Genomic DNA, 22708 nt, shown 5'->3' on the forward strand with positions numbered 1-22708 from the left:
GGGTGGTGCTTTGCTTTTCCTACACCTGGTTACTAATCCACCTCATACATAGATTGGAGCTGTTGTCATGCGCGCAGAAATTATTGCTGTAGGTACGGAATTGCTGCTGGGTCAGACTGTGAATACGAATGCTACATATTTGTCTCAAGGGCTTGCTGAGCTGGGGGTCGATGTTTATTTTCAGACTGTCGTTGGCGATAATGCAGGCCGAATTCGCCAAGCGATCGAGCTTGCGCGCACTAGAGCCGATCTCATTCTCTTTACGGGTGGACTTGGGCCGACGATGGATGACTTGACGAAGGATGCGCTGGCGGATTATTTGAACCGTTCCATTGAGATCCATCAACCGTCTATGGACAAAATAGAGGTGATGTTCAGCTCGCGCGGCATTCATATGGTGGAGAGCAATCGTCGTCAAGCGCATCTGATTGAAGGCAGTGATCCGCTGATGAATGATGCGGGCTTAGCTGTAGGCAATGCACTCGCCGTGGATGGCACAAGCTACGTGCTGCTTCCGGGGCCGCCGCGCGAGATGAAACCGATGTTCGATGGGCCGGCAAAAGCATGGATTAGATCCGTCATGGGTGAGGAACGCAGGCTGTTCTCTCGTTTGCTGATGTTCGCCGGTATCGGTGAATCAAGCTTGGAGCAGGCTATTATTGATTTAATCGAGGGTCAATCCGATCCGTCGATTGCCCCATATGCCAAAGAAGGCGAAGTTGCGATTCGGATTTCGACGAAAGCGTTAAACGAGCAGGAGGCCGAAGCACGTCTTAAATCGGCGGAGGATCAAATCCTTGCACGTGTTGGCACGCATCTGTACGCTCGTGAAGACATTCCGCTCGAGGAAGCTGTCATTAGGCAGCTGCGTGCGACCGGACGCTCACTAGCCAGCGCTGAGAGTCTTACAGGCGGTTTGTTCGCGCAGCTCGTGACACAAGTACCCGGAAGCAGCGGAGAGTTTGTTGGCGGCGTCGTAACGTACACCAATTTAATGAAACATAAATTGCTGAGCATCCCGATGTCGCAGCTCGAGGGGACTGATGCACCCGGTGCAATCAGCGAGTCGACTGCGGCGCTTATGGCGGAGCGGGTACGCGAACTCGCAGGCAGCGATTTCGGCGTCTCGTTAACCGGCGTAGCCGGCCCTGCAGAGTCCGAGGGGAAACCGGTCGGGCTTGTGTATTTCGGACTTTCGGAGCGCGGGAAGCCTACACAGGTGTTCACAGCGCATCTTAGCGGAAGCAGGGGCATTATTCGACTGCGTGCAGCAAAGTCGCTTCTTTATCGGCTGTGGCAGGCGCTGTAATTAGAATAAATTGTTAATAAGGCTTGTCAGATGATTAATTTTCGACTATAATCGACAATAGTTAGCGGAAGAACCGTGGCGAAGATTACTTTGCTGCGGTTCTTTTTTTGTTTCTCTATTTGGCCAAATGAGAAATAAGAATATATGTTCGTAAAATGTCTTGTCAAAGCGAACGAAACAAGGTATCATGAAAGTATAAATTATAAGGGATGTGGATTTCTTGGCAGATCGTAAAGCCGCATTAGAAATGGCATTGCGTCAAATAGAGAAGCAATTTGGTAAAGGCTCCATCATGAAGCTTGGTGAATCAACTCATATGCAAGTTGAAACAGTATCCAGCGGTGCACTTGCATTAGATATTGCACTTGGAATTGGCGGCTTCCCGCGCGGCCGGATTATTGAAGTATACGGACCGGAATCCTCCGGTAAAACAACAGTTGCGCTTCATGCGATCGCAGAAGTACAACGTGCAGGCGGACAAGCTGCATTTATCGATGCGGAGCATGCTCTTGATCCTTCGTATGCAAGCAAGCTTGGCGTTAACATTGATGAGTTGCTTCTGTCTCAGCCAGATACGGGTGAGCAAGGCCTAGAGATCGCGGAAGCACTTGTTCGCAGCGGCGCGGTAGACATTGTCGTTGTCGATTCCGTTGCGGCACTCGTACCGAAAGCGGAAATTGAAGGCGACATGGGAGATTCCCACGTTGGTTTGCAAGCACGTTTGATGTCGCAAGCACTTCGTAAGCTTTCCGGTGCGATCAGCAAATCGAAGACGATCACGATCTTCATTAACCAGCTTCGTGAGAAGGTCGGCGTTATGTTCGGTAACCCTGAGACAACGCCAGGCGGTCGCGCTCTGAAGTTCTACTCCACAATTCGTCTTGATGTTCGTCGTATCGAGTCCATCAAGCAAGGGAACGACATTGTCGGTAACCGGACACGTATTAAAGTTGTTAAGAACAAAGTAGCTCCTCCTTTCAAACAAGCCGAAGTCGACATTATGTATGGCGAAGGCATCTCCAGAGAGGGAAGCATCGTGGATATCGGCGTCGAGCAGGATATCGTTCAGAAGAGCGGTGCTTGGTTCTCTTATAACGGCGAGCGTCTTGGACAAGGCCGTGAGAACGCGAAGCAATTCCTTAAAGACCATAAGGACATTGCAGCTGTAATCGAGAAGCAAATTCGTGAAGCCAGCAACATGGCAGCTGCAGCCGCAGCTGGAGAGGCATTCAGCGAGGATGAAGAAGACGAGGACGAGTTGGATCTAGATGTGGAATAAACCGACGGAGATCGGTTACCCGGAGAAGCACCTTTACAGGTGCTTCTCTGTTTATAAGTAAGTGGTACGAATTGGGGGAGTGACAGAGGTGTTAGTAATTACCGGCGTTGAACAGGACCGGAAGGCCAAGCAGCGCTACCATCTATTTGTCAATGATTCGCAAGAACCGTACACCAGCGTACATGAAGACCTATTGATTAAATTTCGTCTGCTGAAGGGCAGAGAAATTCATGGGGATGAGCTGAAGCAGATTGTCGAAGAGGACTCCAGGCACCGGGCGTACATTCTATCGCTAGCCCATTTAGGGGCAAGGCAGCGTACGGAGAAAGAGATTATGCGGTATTTGGCAAGGAAGGAAATCGATCCCGAAACTGCGGAGAAAGCAATTGAGCGTCTGAGACAGGAAGGTTTGGTCAACGATAAGCAATATGCCAATATGTATGCTTCCGAACGGATGCGAACCCAGATGAAAGGGCGCCGCTTATTGCAGCAGGAGCTTGTGCAGCGTGGAATCTCCAGAGATATGGCGAAGCAAGCCTCTCAGAAGCTGAATGAGCAATCGGAGACGGATATCGCCATACGAGCTGCACATAAGAAATGGCCTTATATTAAAGGCGAACCTCGTGAGAGGAAACAGAAATTAGCTGTGTTTCTGCTGCGCCGCGGGTTTCCGATGAATACGGTAAGAGAAGCGGTAAAGGCTGCTGTTCTCGGAATGGAAGATGATGAGGATGGGCATATGCTTGACAATTGATTTTCACAAAAGATAAAATAAGTTTGTATTCTTTATTCTAGAATCGATTTTCCTTCCAAAAATTGATTCGAAACGATTATTTTCGTCAAATTAAGTATGTATGATCGGGTTAAAAACCGGCTAGAAAACCAAATAATGTCCCAAGCGTTTGCTTAGGTGAGCAACGAGGAGGTGAGAAAGATGCCAGTAGTGGTATGGATCCTGATCATTCTCGTTGTTGGTGCAATTTTCTTTGGTGTCGGTTATTTTATTCGCAAATCGATCGCCGAGGCCAAAATTTCAAGCGCCGAGCAGGCCGCTAGTCAAATTGTTGACAATGCGAAGAAAGAAGCCGAAGCGCAGAAGAAAGAAACGGTTCTCGAAGCGAAAGATGAAGTCCACAAGCTCCGTACCGAGGCTGAGAGAGATATTCGCGAACGTCGCAATGAGGTACAGCGTCTTGAAAGACGACTGATTCAGAAAGAAGAGTCGTTGGATAAAAAAATAGAAGCGCTGGAACGCAAAGAAGAACAAGTTGCCAACAAAGAGAAGCGGATCGAGGAAACACAGGAACAAATCGATACCCTTTACAAACAGCAGCTTCAAGAGCTTGAGCGGATTTCGAACTTGACAATGGAAGATGCGAAACAAATCATCTTGAACAACGTTGAGCAGGAAGTTCGTCATGAAACTGCACAAATGATTAAAGAAATCGAGCAGCAAGCGAAGGAAGAAGCAGATAAGAAAGCACGTGATATTATCTCGCTTGCGATTCAACGCTGCGCAGCAGATCATGTGGCTGAAACTACGGTTTCCGTAGTCGCATTGCCAAATGAAGAAATGAAGGGCCGCATTATCGGACGTGAAGGCCGCAACATTCGCGCACTGGAAACGTTGACCGGTATCGATCTCATAATCGACGATACACCGGAAGCGGTCATCTTGTCTGGTTTCGATCCAATTCGTCGTGAGATTGCTCGTACATCACTCGAGAAGCTTGTAGCTGATGGTCGTATCCATCCTGCACGTATCGAGGAAATGGTTGAGAAATCGCGTAAAGAAGTGGATGAACGTATCCGTGAATACGGAGAACAGGCGACTTATGAAGTTGGCGTGCATGGCTTACATCCAGATCTCATTAAGATTTTAGGTCGCCTCAAATATCGTACGAGCTATGGTCAAAACGTGCTCAAGCACTCCATGGAAGTCGCTTATTTGACCGGCTTAATGGCTGCAGAGCTAGGTGTGGACATGACGCTTGCAAGACGTGCCGGATTGCTGCATGATATCGGCAAAGCGCTCGATCATGAAGTGGAAGGCTCACATGTCGAGATCGGCGTAGAGCTGGCGAAGAAATACAAAGAGCATCCTGTTGTCATCAACAGTATCGCGTCCCACCACGGTGATTGTGAAGCAACATCTGTTATCGCAATGCTGGTTGGTGCGGCAGATGCATTGTCGGCAGCAAGACCGGGTGCACGCAGAGAAACGCTCGAGACGTACATCAAACGGCTGGAGAAGCTGGAAGGCATCTCGGAATCGTTCGACGGAGTCGAGAAATCTTACGCGATTCAAGCAGGCCGCGAGGTTCGCGTTATGGTTCAACCAGACAAAATCGACGACACAGAAGCATTCCGCCTAGCACGCGATATTACGAAGAAAATCGAGAGTGAACTCGATTATCCGGGGCATATCAAAGTAACGGTCATTCGTGAGACACGTGCTGTCGAATATGCGAAATAAGTAAATAGCAAGGTACCTAGAAAAGTGGCTGCTTGCAGCCACTTTTCTGGTCTTCACTAGAGAGGTTATGGTGTCATGAACGTATTGTTTATTGGGGATATCGTCGGTAATGTGGGTCGTAACGCGGTCAAGAAGGTGCTGCCTGCACTGAAATCCAAATATAACCCGCATATTATTATTGCCAATGGCGAGAATGCAGCAGCAGGCAGAGGCATCACATCAACGATTGTGAAAGAATTGCTTGAAGCCGGTGTTCACGGCATTACTATGGGCAATCATACTTGGGATAACAAAGACATTTTCGAATGGATCGATGATCAGCCTCGAATGGTTCGCCCAGCGAACTACGTGGAAGAGGCGCCTGGTCAGGGTGCAACCGTGATAAAGGCAAACGGCAAAGAACTGGCGATCATTAATCTGCAAGGAAGAACGTTCCTGCCGCCGATTGACTGCCCGTTCCGTAAAGCGGATGAGCTGATTGAAGAGATGCAGCAGCAAACGAGAAACATCTTGGTCGATTTTCACGCCGAAGCGACTTCGGAGAAAATCGCAATGGGCTGGTACTTGGACGGACGCGCATCCATCGTAGTCGGCACACATACACATGTGCAGACGAATGATGATCGCATTCTCCCTGGAGGCACTGCTTACTTGACGGATGTAGGCATGGTTGGCCCTAGAGACGGCGTGCTGGGTATGGAACGGAATGCAGTGCTCCACAAGTTCCTGACGCAGCTGCCAACACGGTTTGTGGTAGATGAGGGAGATTGGCATCTCCATGCCATCGCGGTTGAGATTGATGAAGCAACCGGGGCGGCCACGAAAATTCAGAAAATACGACTAACCGAAACAGATTGGCTGCTCATGTAGCAGACAATCTGTTTTTTTTGTTATATGAAAATTCTCATAATTCAGAATATATTGCAAAGTGAAAGCAGGAATTATTTCGCCTCTCTCGAATATCTATCTACATATCGGTATTCATCCATCATTCCCGAGGAGGTACTATCCATGGATGTCTTAAAAGTTTCAGCAAAGTCCAATCCAAATTCTGTTGCAGGAGCGCTGGCCGGCGTATTACGCGAACGCGGCGCAGCTGAATTACAAGCAATCGGGGCTGGTGCGTTGAATCAAGCGGTAAAGGCGGTGGCAATTGCAAGAGGATTTGTAGCGCCGAGCGGAGTAGACCTCATTTGTATACCAGCATTCACAGACATCGTAATCGACGGCGAGGATCGTACAGCGATAAAACTCATCGTTGAGCCGAGATAGAATACGCCCAAATAATTCCATCTGAACTCTTCGACCTGTTTACGCTGTAGGCAGGTTTTTTTGCGTGAAAAATAGGTGATACAGGAAGGTGTGTCCATGCCAAAACTACGAAGTGTGGATTTTCATTGTGATGTGCTGTGGAAGCTGCTTGAAGATCAGTCCTTGTCCTTTGAACAGGACTCGACGAATAAACTCGATGTCACTTTACCGCGACTTAAACAGGCGGGCTCTGTTCTTCAGACCTTTGCCATTTATGTTCCCGATCGGATGGAGAAATCGATGACACCTATTCTACATAGTATTGATTTGTTTCATCGTAAAGTACTGGCAGTTCCGGAAATGACCTTCGTTCGGACTTCTGCAGACGCAGCGAAGCTCATGAAAAAAAGCGATTCTATTGGGGCCATGCTATCGCTGGAAGGCGCAGACGGTTTGCATGGCGATCTGGCGATGCTGCGCATCCTCTACGAGCTCGGAGTGAGGGCTTTGGGGTTAACATGGAACTATGCGAACTGGGGCGCTGACGGGGCTATGGAGCCGCGTGGAGGCGGTCTTACAAAAAAAGGCCAAGCCCTCGTAAAAGAATGTGATAGATTGGGTATACTGTTAGATGTGTCTCATTTGAGTGACAGCGCATTTTGGGAAATGATCAAGATTTCAACAAAGCCACTGATTGCATCACATTCGAACTCTCGGAGCCTGTGCGCGCATCCCCGCAATCTTGCGGACGATCAGCTTGAAGCGCTCATTGAACGGGGAGGTATGATTGGGATTACTTTCGTGCCGCAATTTGTTGCGCCTCATCATGCTGCGGCAATTGCTGACGTACTGCGTCACATAGAGCGAGTTTGCGAGCTTGGCGGTGAAGATCAGCTTATGTTCGGATCGGATTTCGATGGGATTGAAGCACATGTACAAGAATTGACGCATCCCGGAGAGCTTTATAATCTACAGAATGCGCTGCTGGCGCGATATTCCGAAGAGCGAGTGGATGCATTTCTCGCCGGAAATGCATTACGTTTTCTTGTAAAGCATCTTCCTAGCTGAACGATTAAGGGATTCCCATCTCGCTGTGATATGGGTATAATCGAAAAGAACTATGCGATGAAAACGCATTTACACCTTGCATTTTAGTACTTTGAGTCATAAAATTTATTTGACTGTTAAAAGAATTTTATTATTATTGTTAAATGATGTCGAAAATATCGCAGGTTCATCAAAAGAGGAGATGGGCGTTTTGATTAGTCAATTGTCTTGGAAAATCGGGGGACAACAAGGGGAAGGCGTTGAAAGTACCGACCGTATTTTCTCGACAGCTCTTAACCGTCTTGGTTACTACTTGTATGGTTACCGTCACTTTTCTTCACGTATCAAAGGCGGTCATACCAACAATAAAATCAGAATCAGCACTAAACCGATGCTTGCCATTTCGGATGATTTGGACATTTTGGTTGCATTTGACCAAGAGAGTATCGACTTAAACGCACATGAACTGCGTGCTGGCGGCGTAGTCGTTGCCGATGCAAAGTTTAATCCTGTTCTGCCGGAAGGCATTAATGCACGTCTATTTGCAGTACCGATCACTTCGATCGCGGAGGATCTGGGTACTTCCCTAATGAAAAACATGGTGGCGTCCGGCGCGTCTTGGGCGCTTCTTGGTCTGCCGGTTGATGTATTTAATAAAGCAGTAGAAGAAGAGTTCGGCCGTAAAGGTGCGGCAATCGTTGAGAAGAATATCGAAGCGGTTAAACGCGGCTCGGACTATGTACTAGAGCTGGCAGGCGGCCCGTTGGAAGAGTTCCAGCTAGAGCCGGCTGACGGCAAACAGAAGCTGTTCATGATCGGTAACGAAGCGATCGGTCTGGGCGCCGTCGCAGGCGGCTGCCGCTTGATGTCGGCTTATCCGATTACACCGGCTTCCGAGATTATGGAATACCTCATTAAGAAGCTTCCTAAGTTCGGCGGGACCGTTGTTCAAACGGAAGATGAGATTGCAGCTGTAACGATGGCGATTGGCGCGAACTATGCCGGTGTGCGTACGATGACAGCTTCTGCCGGCCCTGGTTTGTCTCTTATGATGGAAGCGATCGGACTTGCAGGGATGACAGAAACGCCGCTTGTAATCGTAGATACGCAGCGTGGAGGTCCTTCCACAGGTTTGCCGACGAAACAAGAGCAATCCGACCTTAATGCCATGGTATACGGAACGCACGGTGAAATTCCGAAGATCGTAATTGCACCGGCTTCCCTGGAAGATTGCTTCTACGACACCATTGAATCGTTCAACCTGTCAGAGCAATACCAAGTACCGGTTATTCTAATGACTGACCTTCAGCTGTCGCTTGGTAAGCAATCTTGCGATGCGCTGGATTTGAATAAAATGCCGATTAACCGCGGTAAGCTCGTTCGAGAATTGCCTGAGCTTGAAACGAATGAACTGTTCAAACGTTATGAACTAACGGAAGACGGCGTATCCCCGCGTGTTATTCCGGGCGACAAAGGCGGTTTGCACCATGTAACGGGCGTTGAGCATGACGAAACAGGACGTCCTTCGGAAAGTGCCATCAATCGTAAGAAGATGATGGATAAACGTCTCACGAAGCTTGACGGCGTGTATATCCGTGATGCGGTTCGCGCAGATGCTCCTCATGCAGAAGCGGATCTTCTCATCATCGGCATGGGTTCAACCGGCGGCACGATCGACGAAGCTCGTCTTCGTATGGAGAGTGACGGCCTGAAAACGAACCATATTACGATTCGCCAAATTCACCCGTTCCCTGCGGAGCTTGTGAAGCCTTACCTGCAAAGCGCAACGAAGGTCGTTGTACTTGAGAACAATGCAACCGGCCAACTGGCTGATCAAGTGAAATTACATGCAGGTTACGCGGATAAAATCCAGAGCGTTCTGAAATACGACGGCAATCCGTTCCTGCCTTCCGAAGTGCACAAAGCATGCAAGGAGTTGGTCTAAGAGATGGCTACATTTAAAGAGTTTCGTAATAATGTAAAACCGAACTGGTGCCCAGGCTGCGGAGATTTCTCCGTTCAAGCCGCTATTCAGCGGGCTGCCGCTAACGTTGGTCTTGAGCCAGAGGGTCTGGCTGTTATTTCCGGGATCGGCTGTTCCGGTCGTATCTCCGGCTATGTGAATGCGTACGGTCTTCACGGTATTCACGGCCGCGCATTGCCAATCGCACAAGGCGTGAAGCTTGCTAACCGCGAGCTGACAGTTATCGCTTCCGGCGGTGACGGTGACGGCTTCGCAATTGGTATGGGCCATACGGTACATGCGATTCGTCGTAACGTTGACCTTACGTATATCGTTATGGATAACCAAATCTACGGCTTGACGAAGGGTCAAACTTCGCCGCGCAGTGCGGAAGGCTTCAAAACCAAATCGACACCGGAAGGTTCGATTGAAACAACGCTGTCGCCGCTTGAAATCGCAATGTCGGCAGGCGCTACGTTTATCGCTCAATCGTTCTCCAGCGATCTGAAGCAACTGACTGCCCTGATCGAAGCAGGCCTGAACCACAAAGGCTTCTCGCTGATCAACGTATTCAGCCCTTGCGTAACGTTCAACAAAGTAAACACCTACGATTGGTTCAAAGAGAATATCGTAAACCTGGATCAATTCCCGGATTACGATTCGACAAACCGTATCGCGGCTATGAACAAAATCATGGAAACGAACGGCATGCTTACAGGCCTCATCTACCAGAACAAAGAACGTAAATCGTACGAGGATATGGTGAGCGGCTTCCAACCGGAAGGCCTGGCTAACCAAGATCTATCCTTGTCGCAGGAGCAATTCGATAAATTGGTAGCTGAATTTAAATAATCGCAACAGTTTCAGCCTATATAGAAGGCATACAGTTCATCCCTGAGCTGTATGCCTTTCTTATCGACCTGACGCGTTGTATGAAAGGTGTTTAACAAACTTATGACAATGATGGTTCCCGTTGGCGTATCCGCCAGACATATTCATCTAACGCAGGAGCATGTAGAAATACTATTCGGACAAGGTGCTGAGTTGTCCGTCTTCAAGCCGCTATCTCAGCCAGGGCAATATGCAGCTAATGAAACAGTAGAGATTGTTGGACCGAAGGGGAGCTTCGGCAAAGTCCGGATTCTGGGTCCGGTTCGCAAACGTACGCAGCTCGAAGTTTCCCGTACGGATGCGTTCACGCTTGGCATTAAACCGCCTGTTCGCGAATCCGGTGACATCGCAGGCTCTGCGGGCATCACGATCAAAGGGCCTGCAGGGGAAGTAACAATCGAAGAAGGCGTCATCGTAGCAGCGCGTCACATTCACTTCCATACGAGTGATGCGGAGCGCTTCGGAATTGCGGATAAACAGCGGTTGACAGTGCGATTGCAAGGCGAACGCGGCCTCGTGCTAGAGAATGTAATCGCACGCGTATCTCCGGAGTTCGCGCTTGATATGCACATTGACACGGATGAAGCGAATGCAGCAGGCGCGTCTACCGGCGATCAAGCTGAGATCATCGGATAACCTGCTATAGCCGATAACTAGAAAGAGACAGTCGCTCGCAGGAGTGAATTGTCTCTTTTTTGTTACAATTGGATTGCTGTGAGGTTGAACAAAGGTTCATTCTTCTTTATAATCGCGACTGGGTTTGCTATAATATTGGAATGGACACGTATGGAGGAAGGGCGTGAAGGTTTGTGAGTAAGGAGACGCACGACGCGGCTGCAGGCCAAACAAAGCCCGTGAGCGGCGAAAAGGACTTCTCCAAGTATTTTGACTTCACAGGTGCGAAAGTACTGAGGGAAGAAGACGGGAAAACAACCTACCGAATTAACGGTCGCGATATAACGGTCAACGCTGCGCCTAACTATAAGGACGAGAAGCGAAGAGGGAAGGAAGCCATTCAGGTTCATTATGAATCGGCAACACCTCCGGAACTGCTGCAGCTTGGCAAAGGCAAGCTCTATCATATTACGACATACGGCTGCCAGATGAACGAGCATGATACGGAAGTCATGAAAGGCATGTTCGAGCAAATGGGCTACTTGCCGACGGATGACCGTACGGAAGCGGATGTCATCCTGCTCAACACTTGCGCAGTTCGCGAGAATGCGGAAGATAAAGTATTCGGCGAGCTGGGGCATCTGAAGCACCTGAAGCTGGAGAAACCGGGATTGATTCTTGGCGTGTGCGGCTGCATGTCGCAGGAGGAATCGGTGGTCAGCCGAATTATGCAGAAGCATAGCTTCGTCGATCTTATTTTCGGTACACATAATATTCATAGGCTCCCTTACCTCTTGCAGGATGCGCTGTTTAGCAAGGAAATGGTAGTAGAGGTATGGTCCAAAGAAGGCGACATCATCGAGAACCTGCCTAAGAAGCGTGAAGGCATGCGCGGCTGGGTGAACATCATGTATGGCTGTGACAAGTTCTGTACGTACTGTATCGTGCCTTATACGCGCGGTAAAGAGCGCAGCAGACGTCCGGAGGATGTAATCGCAGAGGTTCGCGAGCTGGCTCGGCAGGGCTTTAAAGAGATTACACTGCTGGGGCAGAACGTTAACGCCTATGGGAAGGATTTTGACGATATCGAGTATCGGTTCGGCGATTTGATGGCGGATATGGCCCGAATCGATTTGCCGCGCATTCGATTTACGACGAGTCACCCGCGCGACTTCGACGATCATCTGATAGAGGTTCTGGCCACACGGGGCAATCTTGTAGAGCATATTCATCTACCGGTGCAATCCGGCAGCACAGAGGTGCTCAAACGGATGAGTCGCAAATATACAAGAGAAATGTTCCTGGAGCTGGCTGCCAAAATCAAACGAGCGATTCCCGGTGTATCCATGACTACAGATGTCATTGTAGGTTTCCCAGGTGAAACGGACGAGCAGTTCGAAGACACGCTCTCCTTGATGAGAGAGGTCGGATTTGCTTCTGCTTACACCTTCATCTACTCACCGCGTGTGGGGACACCTGCTGCAGAGATGGAAGATAACATTCCGGAGGCTGTGAAGAAAGCGCGGCTCGCGCGACTGAATGCCGTTATCGCGGAGCTCAGCCGTCGTAGTAATGAAGCAGCAATCGGTCAAATTGTCGAAGTGCTGATTGAAGGCCAGAGCAAGAACAATGCACATGTATTGTCCGGACGTACGCGTACGAACAAGCTGGTACATATCGAAGGACCGGCTGAATGGATTGGACAATTCATCGAAGCAAGAGTGACCGAGGCTCAAACTTGGTATGTCAAAGCAGAGCCCATCATGGAATATACGAAACACGAAGCCGTATCTTAACAAACTAGAGGAGCTGGAACCATTGGCAAAAGAGCAAACAGCGAAACACGATCATAAACATGACCACGATCACGACCACGATTCGAGCTGTACGGTACCGAAATTCAATACAGAAGATATAATCGTACGTGCAGATATCATGGCCAAGACGAAAGAACTGGCAACCATGATCTTCACATCGGAAGAAGTTCAACAGTTCCAACGTGCAGAGAAACAAATCCAAGGCAATGAGCGCATTCAAGGGTTGATCGCAGTAATCAAGAAGAAGCAGAAGGAAATCGTCGCTTTCGAAACAACGTTCAAGAACGCAGATATGGTGGCTAAGATCGAGAAAGAGATCGAAGTGCTTCAAGATGAGCTGGACGGAATTCCGATCATTACGGAGTTCCAACAAAGCCAAGCGGATATTAACTATCTGCTGCAAACTGTCGTTTCTGTCATTCGCGACACGGTTGCCGAGAAGATCTCGATCGAAGATGCTCAGGTTGAAGATCCGGAAGAGTGCATGTAATTAGAGGCAATGAGGAAAAACCTGCCGCGCGAGCAATGTGCGGCAGGTTTTTGTGTTGTTAGGCAGATTGTGGCGCATGACTGCGACGCCAAATGAGGATTAGGGCAAGTGCAGCAAGAGCGAAGAGTCCGCCAAGCCAGAATCCGTAATCGCGGCCGAAGGCTTCGTTAATGAAGCCGGCTAAGAAAGGGCCTGCGAACATTCCGATCGAGTATACGGCTTGGTAGAAGCCCATCGCCGTTGCGCGTTTAGAAGACTCAAACGGCTGTATAGCGAGCCCGAGCAGCAAGGGCAGGTGCATGCCCTGTGCAAAGCCGTTAAGCGCCTGTGTTAGTGCCAGCCATCCGAGTGAAGGCGAGTAGGCAATGGCAATCGTGCATACTGCACTAAGTGCGAAGCCTACCGCAATGACATTCCTGCTCCCGTATCGCGGTGCAAGGATTCGACCTGTCAGCAAGGAAGCGATGGCATGCGGGACCATGAACGCAATGACGATTAACGTAAGCTGACTGCTTGATGCACCTAAGGATGTTGCTTTCAGCGGCGTAAACCCGAACATGGTAATAAACAGCACGCAATGCGCCAAGATCGATAGCGTAGAAACCTGTATGAGTGAAGGCGTTCGAACAACCTCTCGTAGATGCTGAAGCGAGATTGGCGGACGTTCCACCCCCTCGCGAGGCTCTTTAACTGCAAAGGAGAGCAGTAACCCTGCGATACCGAGTCCAATCCCGGCGATGAAAGCAGCGTTCCAGCTGTATGCGCCGGCAAGCCAGCCGCTCAGCGTCATGCCGATTAATTGCCCGGAGACGGTCATGAAGCTGATATTGCTCATCGCTTTGGTCGCTTCGGAGGAGGCGTAGTAGGCTGCGTACAGCACGGTGAAGGCAACCCATGCGGAAGCGCAGACGCCTGACATCATTCGTCCTGCTAACGGCCATAGCCAGGAGCCGGGAATCGTGAACAATACGCAGCTTAATGCACCGCTCACCATGCCCAGCATAAGGAACGGCTTGCGTTTATGAAGCTTATCGGAAGCGAGTCCAAGCGGGAAACGGACAAGCATTTGCGTAAAGCCGTAGCTGCCGAGTACGATGCCGATCAACACATCGGCGTACCCGCTGCTTTTCATAAACGGAGGAAGAATGGGGACATAGACATACAGGGTAGACCAGTACAATAAGGTGACTATGATGAAAATAACATGGTCAGCGCGAGTAGTGGGTATAAGCGCAGCCTTGGCGTCAGCGGACAACGGAAATTCACTCCTTCGGAAAGTTACATTAATCTACTAACTTTATCCTACGAGAGCGCGGACGGGCAATGCTTTTTACAAAATGCTGTTTTCAAAGAAACTATTTGATGGTTAAATTCGTAATAGTTATAAGAAGGTTTTGTTGGAATGTGAACGACGAACACCGAAAGCTGTACGAATTGGAAGGAGAATGATATGGAGAATCCGGAAGTTACACCTACGCATAAGAAACCGTGGGCGAGAGAAGTAAGAGACTGGATTCTTACGCTTGGAGTGGCGATGGTAGCGGCGCTGCTGATCCAGAACTATGCTTTTGCCCAAACCGAAGTAAGGAATATTTCAATGCAAAAAACATTAGTAGAAGGTCAACGATTAATTGAGGACAAAATCAGCTACAGGTTCGAATCACCGAATCGAGGAGATATTGTCATCATCAACGGTCCTGAAAGTGACAAGCGATTAATTAAACGCGTGATCGGCTTGCCGGGAGATGTCCTTAATATTACCGGTGATGGTCATGTCATTCTGAATGAACATCCATTGAAAGAGCCGTACATAAAAGGTCTTACCTTCTCAAACGGGCTGGAAATGCCATACACTGTCCCGGCTGATACCGTATTTGTAATGGGAGATAATCGAGAAAACAGTCAAGACAGCCGCGTGTTAGGCCCCATCGCCTTATCAAGCCTGGAAGGTCGCGCAGTATTTCGTCTGTGGCCTCTGAATAAATTCGGCGGGTTAGAATAACCGTGCCTTTTACATTTGCACATCCGCTGTTTGCGGTTCCACTTCGACGGATCAAACCTAAATGGGTAAGTGTCACGGGACTTATCCTAGGGAGCATGTCGCCTGATATGGAGTATTTTGTGGCGATGGAGCCCTATCAGAGTATTGGACATTCGATATTAGGTTTTCTAATACAAGGCTTGCCTTTGTGTATTGCCTTCGCATTCGTGTTTCATTATTTGATTAAACCGGTACTGCCAAAGTTTCTTCCGTCATTCGGGCGAATGGATCAGTTCGTCTCCAGCTTATGCGTGGATTGGAAGCTGGACTCGGTTCGCGCATGGATCGTCTTCCTCGGTTCCTTGTTAATTGGTTACTGGACCCATATGTTTGTTGATGCTTGGACACATGCAGGCGGTATATTTGTTGAATGGTTCGATTTCCTGCGTGCACATCATGGCGATTCGCCTTTGTATGCTAAGCTTCAGATTGACTTCTCGATAGTGGGGCTGGTAATACCGGGGCTCATCCTCCTGTATCGATACTTTCGCTTCATAGGGTTGTCACGGAAAACAAGTAAAGAGAAGCTCGCTGCTCCAAGCACGAAAATCTCCCTATGGCTTGTGTTGTTGAGTACAACGGTGATTGTTTACAAGCTGAAAATGATGGTTATTCACCACAGGCATGATTTCGTCAGTATCGTCGTTGTGGCACCGTTGTCTTCCTTATTATTCGGATTCTATGTTGCTTCACTGTTCTATTGGGCCGTGAAGAAGCAGCGAGTGTGGCATGCGCTCGGATCACTTGCTCTTATCGTAGCTGCCATAATTGCACTGCGCTTCGGTACCAATCTAAGAGAGCAGTTGTTCACAGACGGTATTCCTTATCGATATCTACACCCGCCTAAGGGAGTATTTGATCCGCTGTGGAATGGATTTCTATTGTGCTGGAGTGCCGCGCTGCTGCTGTCAAGTCGTATCGTGACGACAAGTCAGCGTGTGGTCAAAGGTCCATTCGAATTGAAACAGTAAGCTTATCCATGTATGAAAGAGCTTGAAATGGGGAATTCTACCATCGCCTAGACTATGGAGGTGGAAGAATGAGACCGTTAATAATTCTAATGATGACTTGTATGATGTTGTTCTGTGCCGTTACGCCTGTTTCCGCTGAACCGCCTTACGCAAAGTGGGGCAGACTCGCGATGAAGGAAACGACGCACCGTTATCATGCTGAGATCGTGGACTATAAGCATGTCGGCCGAAAAGTGGAGGAAGCGGGATTGATGTCAGAAACGTTTCGTCTGCTGCTCAACAAAGGCTCCCGCAAGTTTGAAGTTACCGTGCGCATCTGGTTTGAGCAGCATAGCGAGAAGGTCGTTCGCATTCAATTTATGGAAGACGGCAAAGTGGACGGATTGCCTGCCTTTTCTTCGTTGATCTGAATCCAAAGAAGCAAGCGGCATAGCGGTGCGTATATGACGAAATAGAAAGCTGATCTGGAGCAGCATTCGCAGGAAGCAGCGGATGCTGCTCCTACTTATGTCGCTTGCCGGATGGACATTTGGTAAGGCAGAGGAGTAGAATGCAGGTATAGGTTTGAATTTATGCGCTAAGGAGCGATTGCAGGTAATGGGAGAAATAACAGCTAGTGAACTGGAAACTCGGCTGCGTGAAGGCGAGAAGCTGAGTGTAATCGATGTACGTGAACCCGACGAGTGGGAATCGGGTCATATTAAAGAAGCGGTGAGCATCCCGCTCTCCGTCTTCATCGAAAGACTCGGTGAATTGAATGCTTTCGAGGAGCCGCTGTATATGGTTTGCAGAAGCGGCAATCGCAGCGGCAAAGCTTGTGATTATTTGGCTGCCCAAGGGTATGAGGTCGTTAATGTGCTTGGCGGTATGCTGAGCTGGCCCGGAGAAGTAGCTACCGGGGAATAGAATGTTGTTCAAGAGAGCACTTTCGCGCTTGCTGCGCGAAGGTGCTTTTGTTGTTTATATCATGAGTCGAACAACCCTGCCATATAGTGGAGAGTAGGACAGCTAGTTTGTTTGATGGAGGAGGTTCCTTATGCAGCAGCAACGCGGAGACCAAGCGCTAGATTTGCGAATACACGGCATGAGCTGTACGGCTTGTGCTACCCGGATTGAACGAGCTGTCGGCAAGCTGGCAGGCGTATCCGGTGTATCCGTTCATTATGCGGCCAAATCAGCTTACATCACCTTCTCACCGGAACAAACGACGCCGACATCCATTATCGAACGAATCGGGCAGCTTGGATTTCATGCTTTCCTCTACGGGAAGGATGGGGACAATTCTTCCGAGCTGGACTCGCTTAAGGTGCGTGTCTTCGTGGCGGTGCTCTTCACAATCCCGCTGCTGTGGACGATGGTTCATCATTACGCCTGGCTGGAAGCCATCCCGGTTCCATTGATTATACAGGAGCCGCTGCTTCAATTCGTGCTCGCGGCAATTGTACAGTTCTTTATCGGGATGCCTTTCTATTTCGGAGCTTTCTATGCCCTTCGAGAGCGAACGGCGAATATGGATGTGCTAGTCGCGATAGGAACTACAGCTGCTTTCGCGTACAGCTATATCTCCATGATGACCGGCGGGGCGCTATACTTCGAAACGTCTGCGGTAGTCATAACCGCTGTGCTGCTTGGCAAGCTGCTGGAGGCGTCCGCATCGGAGCGGGTCATGAAGGAAAGCGATAGCTACGCTTCGCTTCAGACGAGCGAAGCGGTCGTCATTCGCGGTGGAAGCAGAGAGAAGACATCACTAGCAAAAATAAGACTCGGAGATCAGCTTATTGCCGCGGTGAATGAACCGCTTCCGACGGATGGAATCATCGTGGAGGGACATTCGACGATGGATGAATCCTTCCTAACCGGCGAGAGCGCGCTTGTCGTGCGGTCAGCCGGGGATCATGTGTACGCCGGTACTATCGTTCGCGGACAAGAGCTGCGAATTCGGGTAACGGCGACAGGGCCGGATACGATGTTAAGCCGAATTGCGGCATTGACGCGCCAAGCGCAGGCGACGAAGTCTTCGATCGGGCGAAGAGTGGATCGGTTATCGGCTATTTTTGTACCGATTATGATGCTGCTTTCTTTGGCTACCTTGCTTCTTTGGCTGATTTGGCTGGATCCGGGCGACTGGGGGAAGGCTTCGCTTCATGCGCTTGCTGTGCTTCTGGCAGCATGTCCGTGCGCGCTTGGTTTGGCAGCGCCGATATCGCTCGTATTGGCTACCGGTAAGCTTGCCCGCCGCGGCATCGTGATGAAGGAAGCAGGCGCGCTGGAGCGTCTGGCTCAATTGGATACGATTGTGTTGGATAAGACAGGTACGTTAACAGAAGGCAAGCCTGCGTTAACGGAAGTGTCCGCATTGTCCGGCTCGCCAAGCGCGCTGCTGCGTCTAGCGGCGTCTGCTGAGGCAAATTCTCAGCATCCATTCGCAGCAGCGATTAAGGCTGCCGGTAAACGGTCTGGGCTAGTGATCCCGGAATCAACGGCTTATCAAGCATATCCGGGCAAGGGGATTGAAGCAGTCGTTGAAGGCAAGCGCGTCGAAATTGGCAATGCCGGTTTTGCCGCTGAGCGGGACTGGAAGATGAATCGAGTGCTGCTGAGCTTCGTCAATCGGAAAGAAGAACTCGGGGAGACGGTCATCTATGCCGCGATAGACGGGGAATGCGCCGGTGCGTTTGCCTTCACCGATCAAGTAAAACGCTCCTCGACGGATGCAGTCTCGGCGATGGCAGCCGAAGGCGTTCGCGTCTTACTTGCAACCGGCGATCATTCATCATCAGCAATGAACGTGGCCCGGATCACGGGAATCGCACAGGATGATGTACATGCGTCCATGCTGCCGGAGCACAAGGCAGAGCTCATTCGCCAGCTGCAAGGGGAAGGAAGAGTCATTGCAATGGCCGGTGACGGCTGGAATGATGCTCCCGCACTTGCTGCCGCAGATGTCGGCATCGCGATGGGCGGCGGTACGGAGGCAGCGCTTGATGCCGGGCATATGACGCTGCTTCGCTCGCGGCTGACCGGTATCTATGAGGCTTTTCAAATCAGCAGAATGACAGTCCGGAATATCCGGCAAAATCTTGGTTTTGCGCTGCTCTATAATTCTATTGTGATCCCGTTTGCGGCAGTAGGCGGCATAGAGCCGTGGATGGCCGGAACAGCTATGGCGCTCAGTTCGGTGTCTGTCGTATTTAATGCGCTGCGTTTAAACGGCCAAATGAACCGATTTCTTCGGAAGTGAAAGCCAATTGTAGACATCCTAAAAAGGTGATGGTATAGTTACTCAAGCACAATTTCATAGTTTACGAACAGGTGCTAAGCGTATGCGTTCGTTTCAGTCCGTTGAAACGCGCAAGCTTAGCTTAAATGGGAAGACCGGTGCAATACCGGCACGGACCCGCCACTGTAAGAAGCGTCGATTCTGGAAGGGAAGGCATGCTCGCCCATCTCCAATCGACAACGCATCAATGATAAGTCACTGAACGATGGGATCGTTTGGGAAGACGTTGATGACAGAAGCTTCGAGTCAGGATACCTGCCTGTTCAGTATGAACGCTACCTACGAGGACTTAGGGAGGTGTTGGAGATGGGCAACCGTTTATTGCCCGCTGATGTTCTACGGAACGTAAGCATTTCTGACGCTCGAAGTCGGAAATGCTTTTTTTTGTTGTACGCAATTATAGAATGGGGAGAGAATGATTCAAATGAAATCTAAATTAATGCCATTAACTAAACTTGTATTACTCGTAACTATGGCTGCAGTGCTGCTGATTACAGCTGCTTGTGGCTCAGGTAAGAATAACGCCAATCAAGCTGCTGAGAATGCGGGTAATGCGGGCAGCGCTGGCAATGCGGCCAATGCAACCGAGCAAGCTGCTGCGAATAACTCCGCACAGCAACAACATTCCGTATACCCGCTGACGTTGAAGGATGTGACGGGAACTGAGCTCACATTCCAGTCTGCGCCTGCGCGCATTGTTTCATTGCTGCCCAGTGAGACTGAGGTCGTCTATGCCATAGATGCCGGGGCTTCTCTGGTTGGGGTAGACAATTACTCTAACTATCCCAAGGAAGCGGAGAGTGTGACGAAGATCGGCGATATGGACGCCGATATTGAGAAAATCGTTTCGCTGAAACCTGACCTTGTGCTCGCCTCCTATACCATGGGGAGTGCCGTTGTCGATAAGCTTCGCTCGCTCCAAATCCCGGTGTTTGCTACAGATCCGAAGACGTACGATGCTGTCATAGCGAAGGTGAAGCAGATCGGTGAAATTTTGGATAAGAATGAGCAAGCTGCAGCAGTTACGGCTCATATGGAGCAAGTTAGAGAACAGGTTATTAACACCGTTAAAGATGCGCCGAAACGGAATGTGTATCTGGAGTTCGCACCGGGCTGGACAGTCGGAAAAGGAGAGTTCTTGGATGAGCTCATTACACTCGCCGGAGGCGTTAACGTCGCCAGCGAGCAGGGCTGGTACGAGATTGACCCCGAGTCGGTCGTGAAATCGAATCCGGATCAGATCATTTATGCGTCCATGACTCTCGCTGAAGGTGAGACCAATCCTATCCTAACCGGGATAGAAACAAGACCTGGCTGGGCAACAATTAATGCGGTTAAGAATAAGCAGGTGTTTGAAGTGGATCAGGATCCGTTGACCCGGGTCGGACCTCGACTTGCCGATGGGCTGCTGGAGGTAGCGAAGAAGCTGCATCCGGATCTGTTCAAGTAAGATGAGAACAAAGCTTGTTGTTTATGGAGGAGCAGCGATGCTCCTTCTTGCTGTATCTGTCGTCGTCAGTTTGTCGATTGGCTCATCCGGATTGCCGCTACTGCGCGTTTGGGGAATATTGATTCATCAGTTGCCGTGGATGGAGGACCCGAGCGGTCTCTATGATGCCAGCGATATCGCAATCGTGACACAGCTAAGATTATCAAGAGTCGTATTAGCAATGCTTATCGGCGCTTGTTTGGCAATTGCCGGCTCCGGATTTCAAGGTGTGTTGCGTAATCCGCTTGCTGATCCGTTCACACTGGGTGTCGCAACGGGGTGCTCGGTAGGCGCGGCATTCATGATTGTATTCGGCTACCAGAAGGTAATCGGCTTATGGACGGTTCCGCTCGTCGCTTTTACTACAGGGATCGTTACCCTCTTTATTGTGTTTGCACTCTCCCGAGCAAGAGGAGCGATTAATGTCGAGACGTTAATCTTGTCCGGTGTAATCGTTCAAGCCTTTCTCGGCGCTTTCGTGACGTTCATGGTGTCGATGTCGCAAGGCGTTATCAACGAAGCCTTATTCTGGCTAATGGGCAGTCTAAGTGCTCGCAGCTGGGAGCACGTCCGGCTGATCTTGCCGTTTCTTATCGTGGGATTGCCGGTCATGATCCGCTATGGACAGCATCTCAATTTGTTCGTGCTGGGCGAACGACATGCCGCGCATTTAGGCGTGAACGTCGAGCGCACGAAGCTGATCGTTCTGATCGTTTCTACATTTTTGACCGCGGTTGCGGTATCTATTGCGGGTGTAGTCGGTTTCGTAGGGCTGGTAGTGCCTCATCTCCTTCGGTTGCTGGTCGGCCCGGACTATCGTTTCATTATTCCGCTGTCTGCGGTAGGCGGTGCTATTTATCTCTTATGGGCGGATACGCTCGCTCGAACTGCACTAAGCCCAAAGGAAATCTCGCTTGGCGTGGTGACGGCGCTTATCGGTGCACCGTTCTTTGCCTATTTGCTCTATCGGCGTAAGGTACTGCAGGGAGGGTCGCAAACATGATCGAAGCAAGGCGATTATCCAAAATAATTGGGGATAAGCAAATTCTGCGCGAGATTAGTTTCTCAATGCAAGAAGGTCGTATGTATGGCATTATCGGTCCGAACGGCGTCGGTAAATCTACGCTGCTCCAGCTGCTGACAGGCATGGAGCTGCCGACTTCAGGCGAAGTGCTGTTAAGGGATCGGGCTGTTAGTGCGTATAAACGCAAGGATTTGGCCAAATGGGTTGCCGTGCTGCAGCAAGGCGGATTGCCTTCGGTTGGTTTTACCGTGCGCGAGGTTGTTACAATGGGGCGTTTTCCATATCAGAACTGGCTGGGAGAGGAAACTTCCGGCAGCGGCGATGTGGTTGAAGATGCACTTGGCTCCATGGGCTTGCTTGAACTGCAGCATCGACGGATCGATCAACTGAGTGGAGGCGAGCGTCAGCGTGTTGCATTGGCCAAAGTTATGGCACAAGAGCCTGAGCTGCTGCTGCTCGATGAGCCGACCACTTATCTGGATATCGGGTATCAGATACAGCTGCTCGATACAGTGAAGAATTGGCAGCGGGAGGGTGGGTTGACGGTCATCTCCGTGCTGCATGATTTGAATCTGGCAGCACATTATTGCGATGCATTGCTTGTACTGCATGATGGAGGCATCGAAGCGTATGGATCTCCCTCGGAGGTTATTCGACCTGAGCTCATTCAAACGGTGTTCGGTGCCAGATCCATCGTGCTGCCGCATCCGGATACCGGTGTTCCGCAAATTCTATTGCAATCAGGCGTACAGCCGGGGTGAAAAG

Annotated in this window: 21 protein-coding genes and 1 riboswitch; of the genes, 20 read left to right on the forward strand and 1 reads right to left on the reverse strand. The window is 49.9% G+C overall.

Annotated features, from left to right (window positions below):
• The first annotated feature begins 67 nt into the window (after nt 1-67).
• The 12 genes from AC0YNS_RS03285 (at nt 68) to AC0YNS_RS03340 (ending at nt 13138) form a co-directional block, all read left to right on the forward strand.
• Complete coding sequence (locus tag AC0YNS_RS03285) at nt 68-1309, forward strand: competence/damage-inducible protein A (RefSeq protein ID WP_475779591.1); 1242 nt, start codon at nt 68-70, stop codon at nt 1307-1309.
• Nucleotides 1310-1529: 220 nt separating this feature from the next.
• Entirely contained in the window at nt 1530-2588 is a 1059-nt protein-coding gene (recA, locus tag AC0YNS_RS03290) for a recombinase RecA (RefSeq protein WP_475779592.1), read from the forward strand.
• An 88-nt stretch (nt 2589-2676) separates the two neighbouring features.
• The gene (locus tag AC0YNS_RS03295; protein ID WP_475779593.1) at nt 2677-3342 is read left to right on the forward strand and encodes a RecX family transcriptional regulator; all 666 of its coding nucleotides are present in this window, start codon (nt 2677-2679) and stop codon (nt 3340-3342) included.
• 180 nt (nt 3343-3522) lie between these two features.
• Nucleotides 3523-5064, forward strand: a complete 1542-nt coding sequence (rny, locus tag AC0YNS_RS03300; RefSeq protein WP_475779594.1) for a ribonuclease Y — start codon at nt 3523-3525, stop codon at nt 5062-5064.
• A 75-nt stretch (nt 5065-5139) separates the two neighbouring features.
• Nucleotides 5140-5934, forward strand: a complete 795-nt coding sequence (locus AC0YNS_RS03305; RefSeq protein ID WP_475779595.1) for a TIGR00282 family metallophosphoesterase — start codon at nt 5140-5142, stop codon at nt 5932-5934.
• A 141-nt stretch (nt 5935-6075) separates the two neighbouring features.
• Nucleotides 6076-6336, forward strand: coding sequence for a stage V sporulation protein S (locus AC0YNS_RS03310; protein ID WP_028597363.1), 261 nt, complete (start codon nt 6076-6078; stop codon nt 6334-6336).
• 96 nt (nt 6337-6432) lie between these two features.
• Nucleotides 6433-7383 carry a dipeptidase gene (locus tag AC0YNS_RS03315; protein ID WP_475779596.1) on the forward strand — a complete coding sequence of 317 codons (951 nt, stop codon included), beginning with the start codon at nt 6433-6435 and terminating at the stop codon, nt 7381-7383.
• A gap of 190 nt (nt 7384-7573) precedes the next feature.
• Nucleotides 7574-9307, forward strand: a complete 1734-nt coding sequence (locus AC0YNS_RS03320) for a 2-oxoacid:acceptor oxidoreductase subunit alpha (RefSeq protein ID WP_475779597.1) — start codon at nt 7574-7576, stop codon at nt 9305-9307.
• A gap of 3 nt (nt 9308-9310) precedes the next feature.
• A complete protein-coding gene (locus AC0YNS_RS03325) occupies nt 9311-10177 on the forward strand; it encodes a 2-oxoacid:ferredoxin oxidoreductase subunit beta (RefSeq protein ID WP_475779598.1) in 867 nt (288 codons plus the stop codon).
• A gap of 102 nt (nt 10178-10279) precedes the next feature.
• Nucleotides 10280-10852 (forward strand): phosphate propanoyltransferase, encoded by a 573-nt coding sequence (locus tag AC0YNS_RS03330; RefSeq protein WP_475779599.1) that lies wholly within the window; start codon nt 10280-10282, stop codon nt 10850-10852.
• A gap of 218 nt (nt 10853-11070) precedes the next feature.
• Nucleotides 11071-12627, forward strand: a complete 1557-nt coding sequence (gene miaB, locus AC0YNS_RS03335; protein WP_475780095.1) for a tRNA (N6-isopentenyl adenosine(37)-C2)-methylthiotransferase MiaB — start codon at nt 11071-11073, stop codon at nt 12625-12627.
• Nucleotides 12628-12649: 22 nt separating this feature from the next.
• On the forward strand, nt 12650-13138 hold the full coding sequence (locus tag AC0YNS_RS03340) for a YlbF/YmcA family competence regulator (protein ID WP_475779600.1): 489 nt from the start codon (nt 12650-12652) through the stop codon (nt 13136-13138).
• A gap of 58 nt (nt 13139-13196) precedes the next feature.
• On the opposite strand, the gene AC0YNS_RS03345 is transcribed toward AC0YNS_RS03340, so the two are convergent.
• Nucleotides 13197-14393 carry an MFS transporter gene (locus AC0YNS_RS03345; RefSeq protein ID WP_475779601.1) on the reverse strand — a complete coding sequence of 399 codons (1197 nt, stop codon included), beginning with the start codon at nt 14391-14393 and terminating at the stop codon, nt 13197-13199.
• 195 nt (nt 14394-14588) lie between these two features.
• On the opposite strand from AC0YNS_RS03345, the gene lepB reads away from it, so the two are divergent.
• The 8 genes from lepB (at nt 14589) to AC0YNS_RS03385 (ending at nt 22704) form a co-directional block, all read left to right on the forward strand.
• The gene (lepB, locus tag AC0YNS_RS03350; protein WP_475779602.1) at nt 14589-15140 is read left to right on the forward strand and encodes a signal peptidase I; all 552 of its coding nucleotides are present in this window, start codon (nt 14589-14591) and stop codon (nt 15138-15140) included.
• 2 nt (nt 15141-15142) lie between these two features.
• Nucleotides 15143-16150: a DUF4184 family protein gene (locus AC0YNS_RS03355; RefSeq protein ID WP_475779603.1), complete on the forward strand. Its 1008-nt coding sequence runs from the start codon at nt 15143-15145 to the stop codon at nt 16148-16150.
• Between the two features lie 68 nt (nt 16151-16218).
• Nucleotides 16219-16560, forward strand: coding sequence for a DUF3889 domain-containing protein (locus AC0YNS_RS03360; RefSeq protein ID WP_475779604.1), 342 nt, complete (start codon nt 16219-16221; stop codon nt 16558-16560).
• A 187-nt stretch (nt 16561-16747) separates the two neighbouring features.
• Nucleotides 16748-17056 (forward strand): rhodanese-like domain-containing protein, encoded by a 309-nt coding sequence (locus tag AC0YNS_RS03365; RefSeq protein ID WP_090976378.1) that lies wholly within the window; start codon nt 16748-16750, stop codon nt 17054-17056.
• 130 nt (nt 17057-17186) lie between these two features.
• Nucleotides 17187-19391: a heavy metal translocating P-type ATPase gene (locus AC0YNS_RS03370; RefSeq protein ID WP_475779605.1), complete on the forward strand. Its 2205-nt coding sequence runs from the start codon at nt 17187-17189 to the stop codon at nt 19389-19391.
• A 65-nt stretch (nt 19392-19456) separates the two neighbouring features.
• Nucleotides 19457-19696: riboswitch (cobalamin riboswitch) on the forward strand.
• Nucleotides 19697-19854: 158 nt separating this feature from the next.
• Entirely contained in the window at nt 19855-20880 is a 1026-nt protein-coding gene (locus AC0YNS_RS03375; RefSeq protein WP_475779606.1) for an ABC transporter substrate-binding protein, read from the forward strand.
• A 1-nt stretch (nt 20881) separates the two neighbouring features.
• Nucleotides 20882-21922: a FecCD family ABC transporter permease gene (locus AC0YNS_RS03380; protein ID WP_475779607.1), complete on the forward strand. Its 1041-nt coding sequence runs from the start codon at nt 20882-20884 to the stop codon at nt 21920-21922.
• The gene (locus tag AC0YNS_RS03385) at nt 21919-22704 is read left to right on the forward strand and encodes an ABC transporter ATP-binding protein (RefSeq protein ID WP_475779608.1); all 786 of its coding nucleotides are present in this window, start codon (nt 21919-21921) and stop codon (nt 22702-22704) included. The genes AC0YNS_RS03380 and AC0YNS_RS03385 overlap by 4 nt, the downstream gene beginning before the upstream one ends.
• The last annotated feature ends 4 nt before the right edge of the window (nt 22705-22708 follow it).

It is taken from the genome of Paenibacillus sp. J22FR21 (assembly GCF_056269135.1).

Coding starts and splice junctions, on each gene's coding strand:
- AC0YNS_RS03285 (WP_475779591.1), top strand. CDS start 68: ATGCGCGCAGAAATTATTGCTGTAGGTACGGAATTGCTGCTGGGTCAG.
- rny (WP_475779594.1), top strand. CDS start 3,523: ATGCCAGTAGTGGTATGGATCCTGATCATTCTCGTTGTTGGTGCAATT.
- AC0YNS_RS03305 (WP_475779595.1), top strand. CDS start 5,140: ATGAACGTATTGTTTATTGGGGATATCGTCGGTAATGTGGGTCGTAAC.
- AC0YNS_RS03310 (WP_028597363.1), top strand. CDS start 6,076: ATGGATGTCTTAAAAGTTTCAGCAAAGTCCAATCCAAATTCTGTTGCA.
- AC0YNS_RS03315 (WP_475779596.1), top strand. CDS start 6,433: ATGCCAAAACTACGAAGTGTGGATTTTCATTGTGATGTGCTGTGGAAG.
- AC0YNS_RS03325 (WP_475779598.1), top strand. CDS start 9,311: ATGGCTACATTTAAAGAGTTTCGTAATAATGTAAAACCGAACTGGTGC.
- AC0YNS_RS03330 (WP_475779599.1), top strand. CDS start 10,280: ATGACAATGATGGTTCCCGTTGGCGTATCCGCCAGACATATTCATCTA.
- lepB (WP_475779602.1), top strand. CDS start 14,589: ATGGAGAATCCGGAAGTTACACCTACGCATAAGAAACCGTGGGCGAGA.
- AC0YNS_RS03360 (WP_475779604.1), top strand. CDS start 16,219: ATGAGACCGTTAATAATTCTAATGATGACTTGTATGATGTTGTTCTGT.
- AC0YNS_RS03365 (WP_090976378.1), top strand. CDS start 16,748: ATGGGAGAAATAACAGCTAGTGAACTGGAAACTCGGCTGCGTGAAGGC.
- AC0YNS_RS03370 (WP_475779605.1), top strand. CDS start 17,187: ATGCAGCAGCAACGCGGAGACCAAGCGCTAGATTTGCGAATACACGGC.
- AC0YNS_RS03375 (WP_475779606.1), top strand. CDS start 19,855: ATGAAATCTAAATTAATGCCATTAACTAAACTTGTATTACTCGTAACT.
- AC0YNS_RS03380 (WP_475779607.1), top strand. CDS start 20,882: ATGAGAACAAAGCTTGTTGTTTATGGAGGAGCAGCGATGCTCCTTCTT.
- AC0YNS_RS03385 (WP_475779608.1), top strand. CDS start 21,919: ATGATCGAAGCAAGGCGATTATCCAAAATAATTGGGGATAAGCAAATT.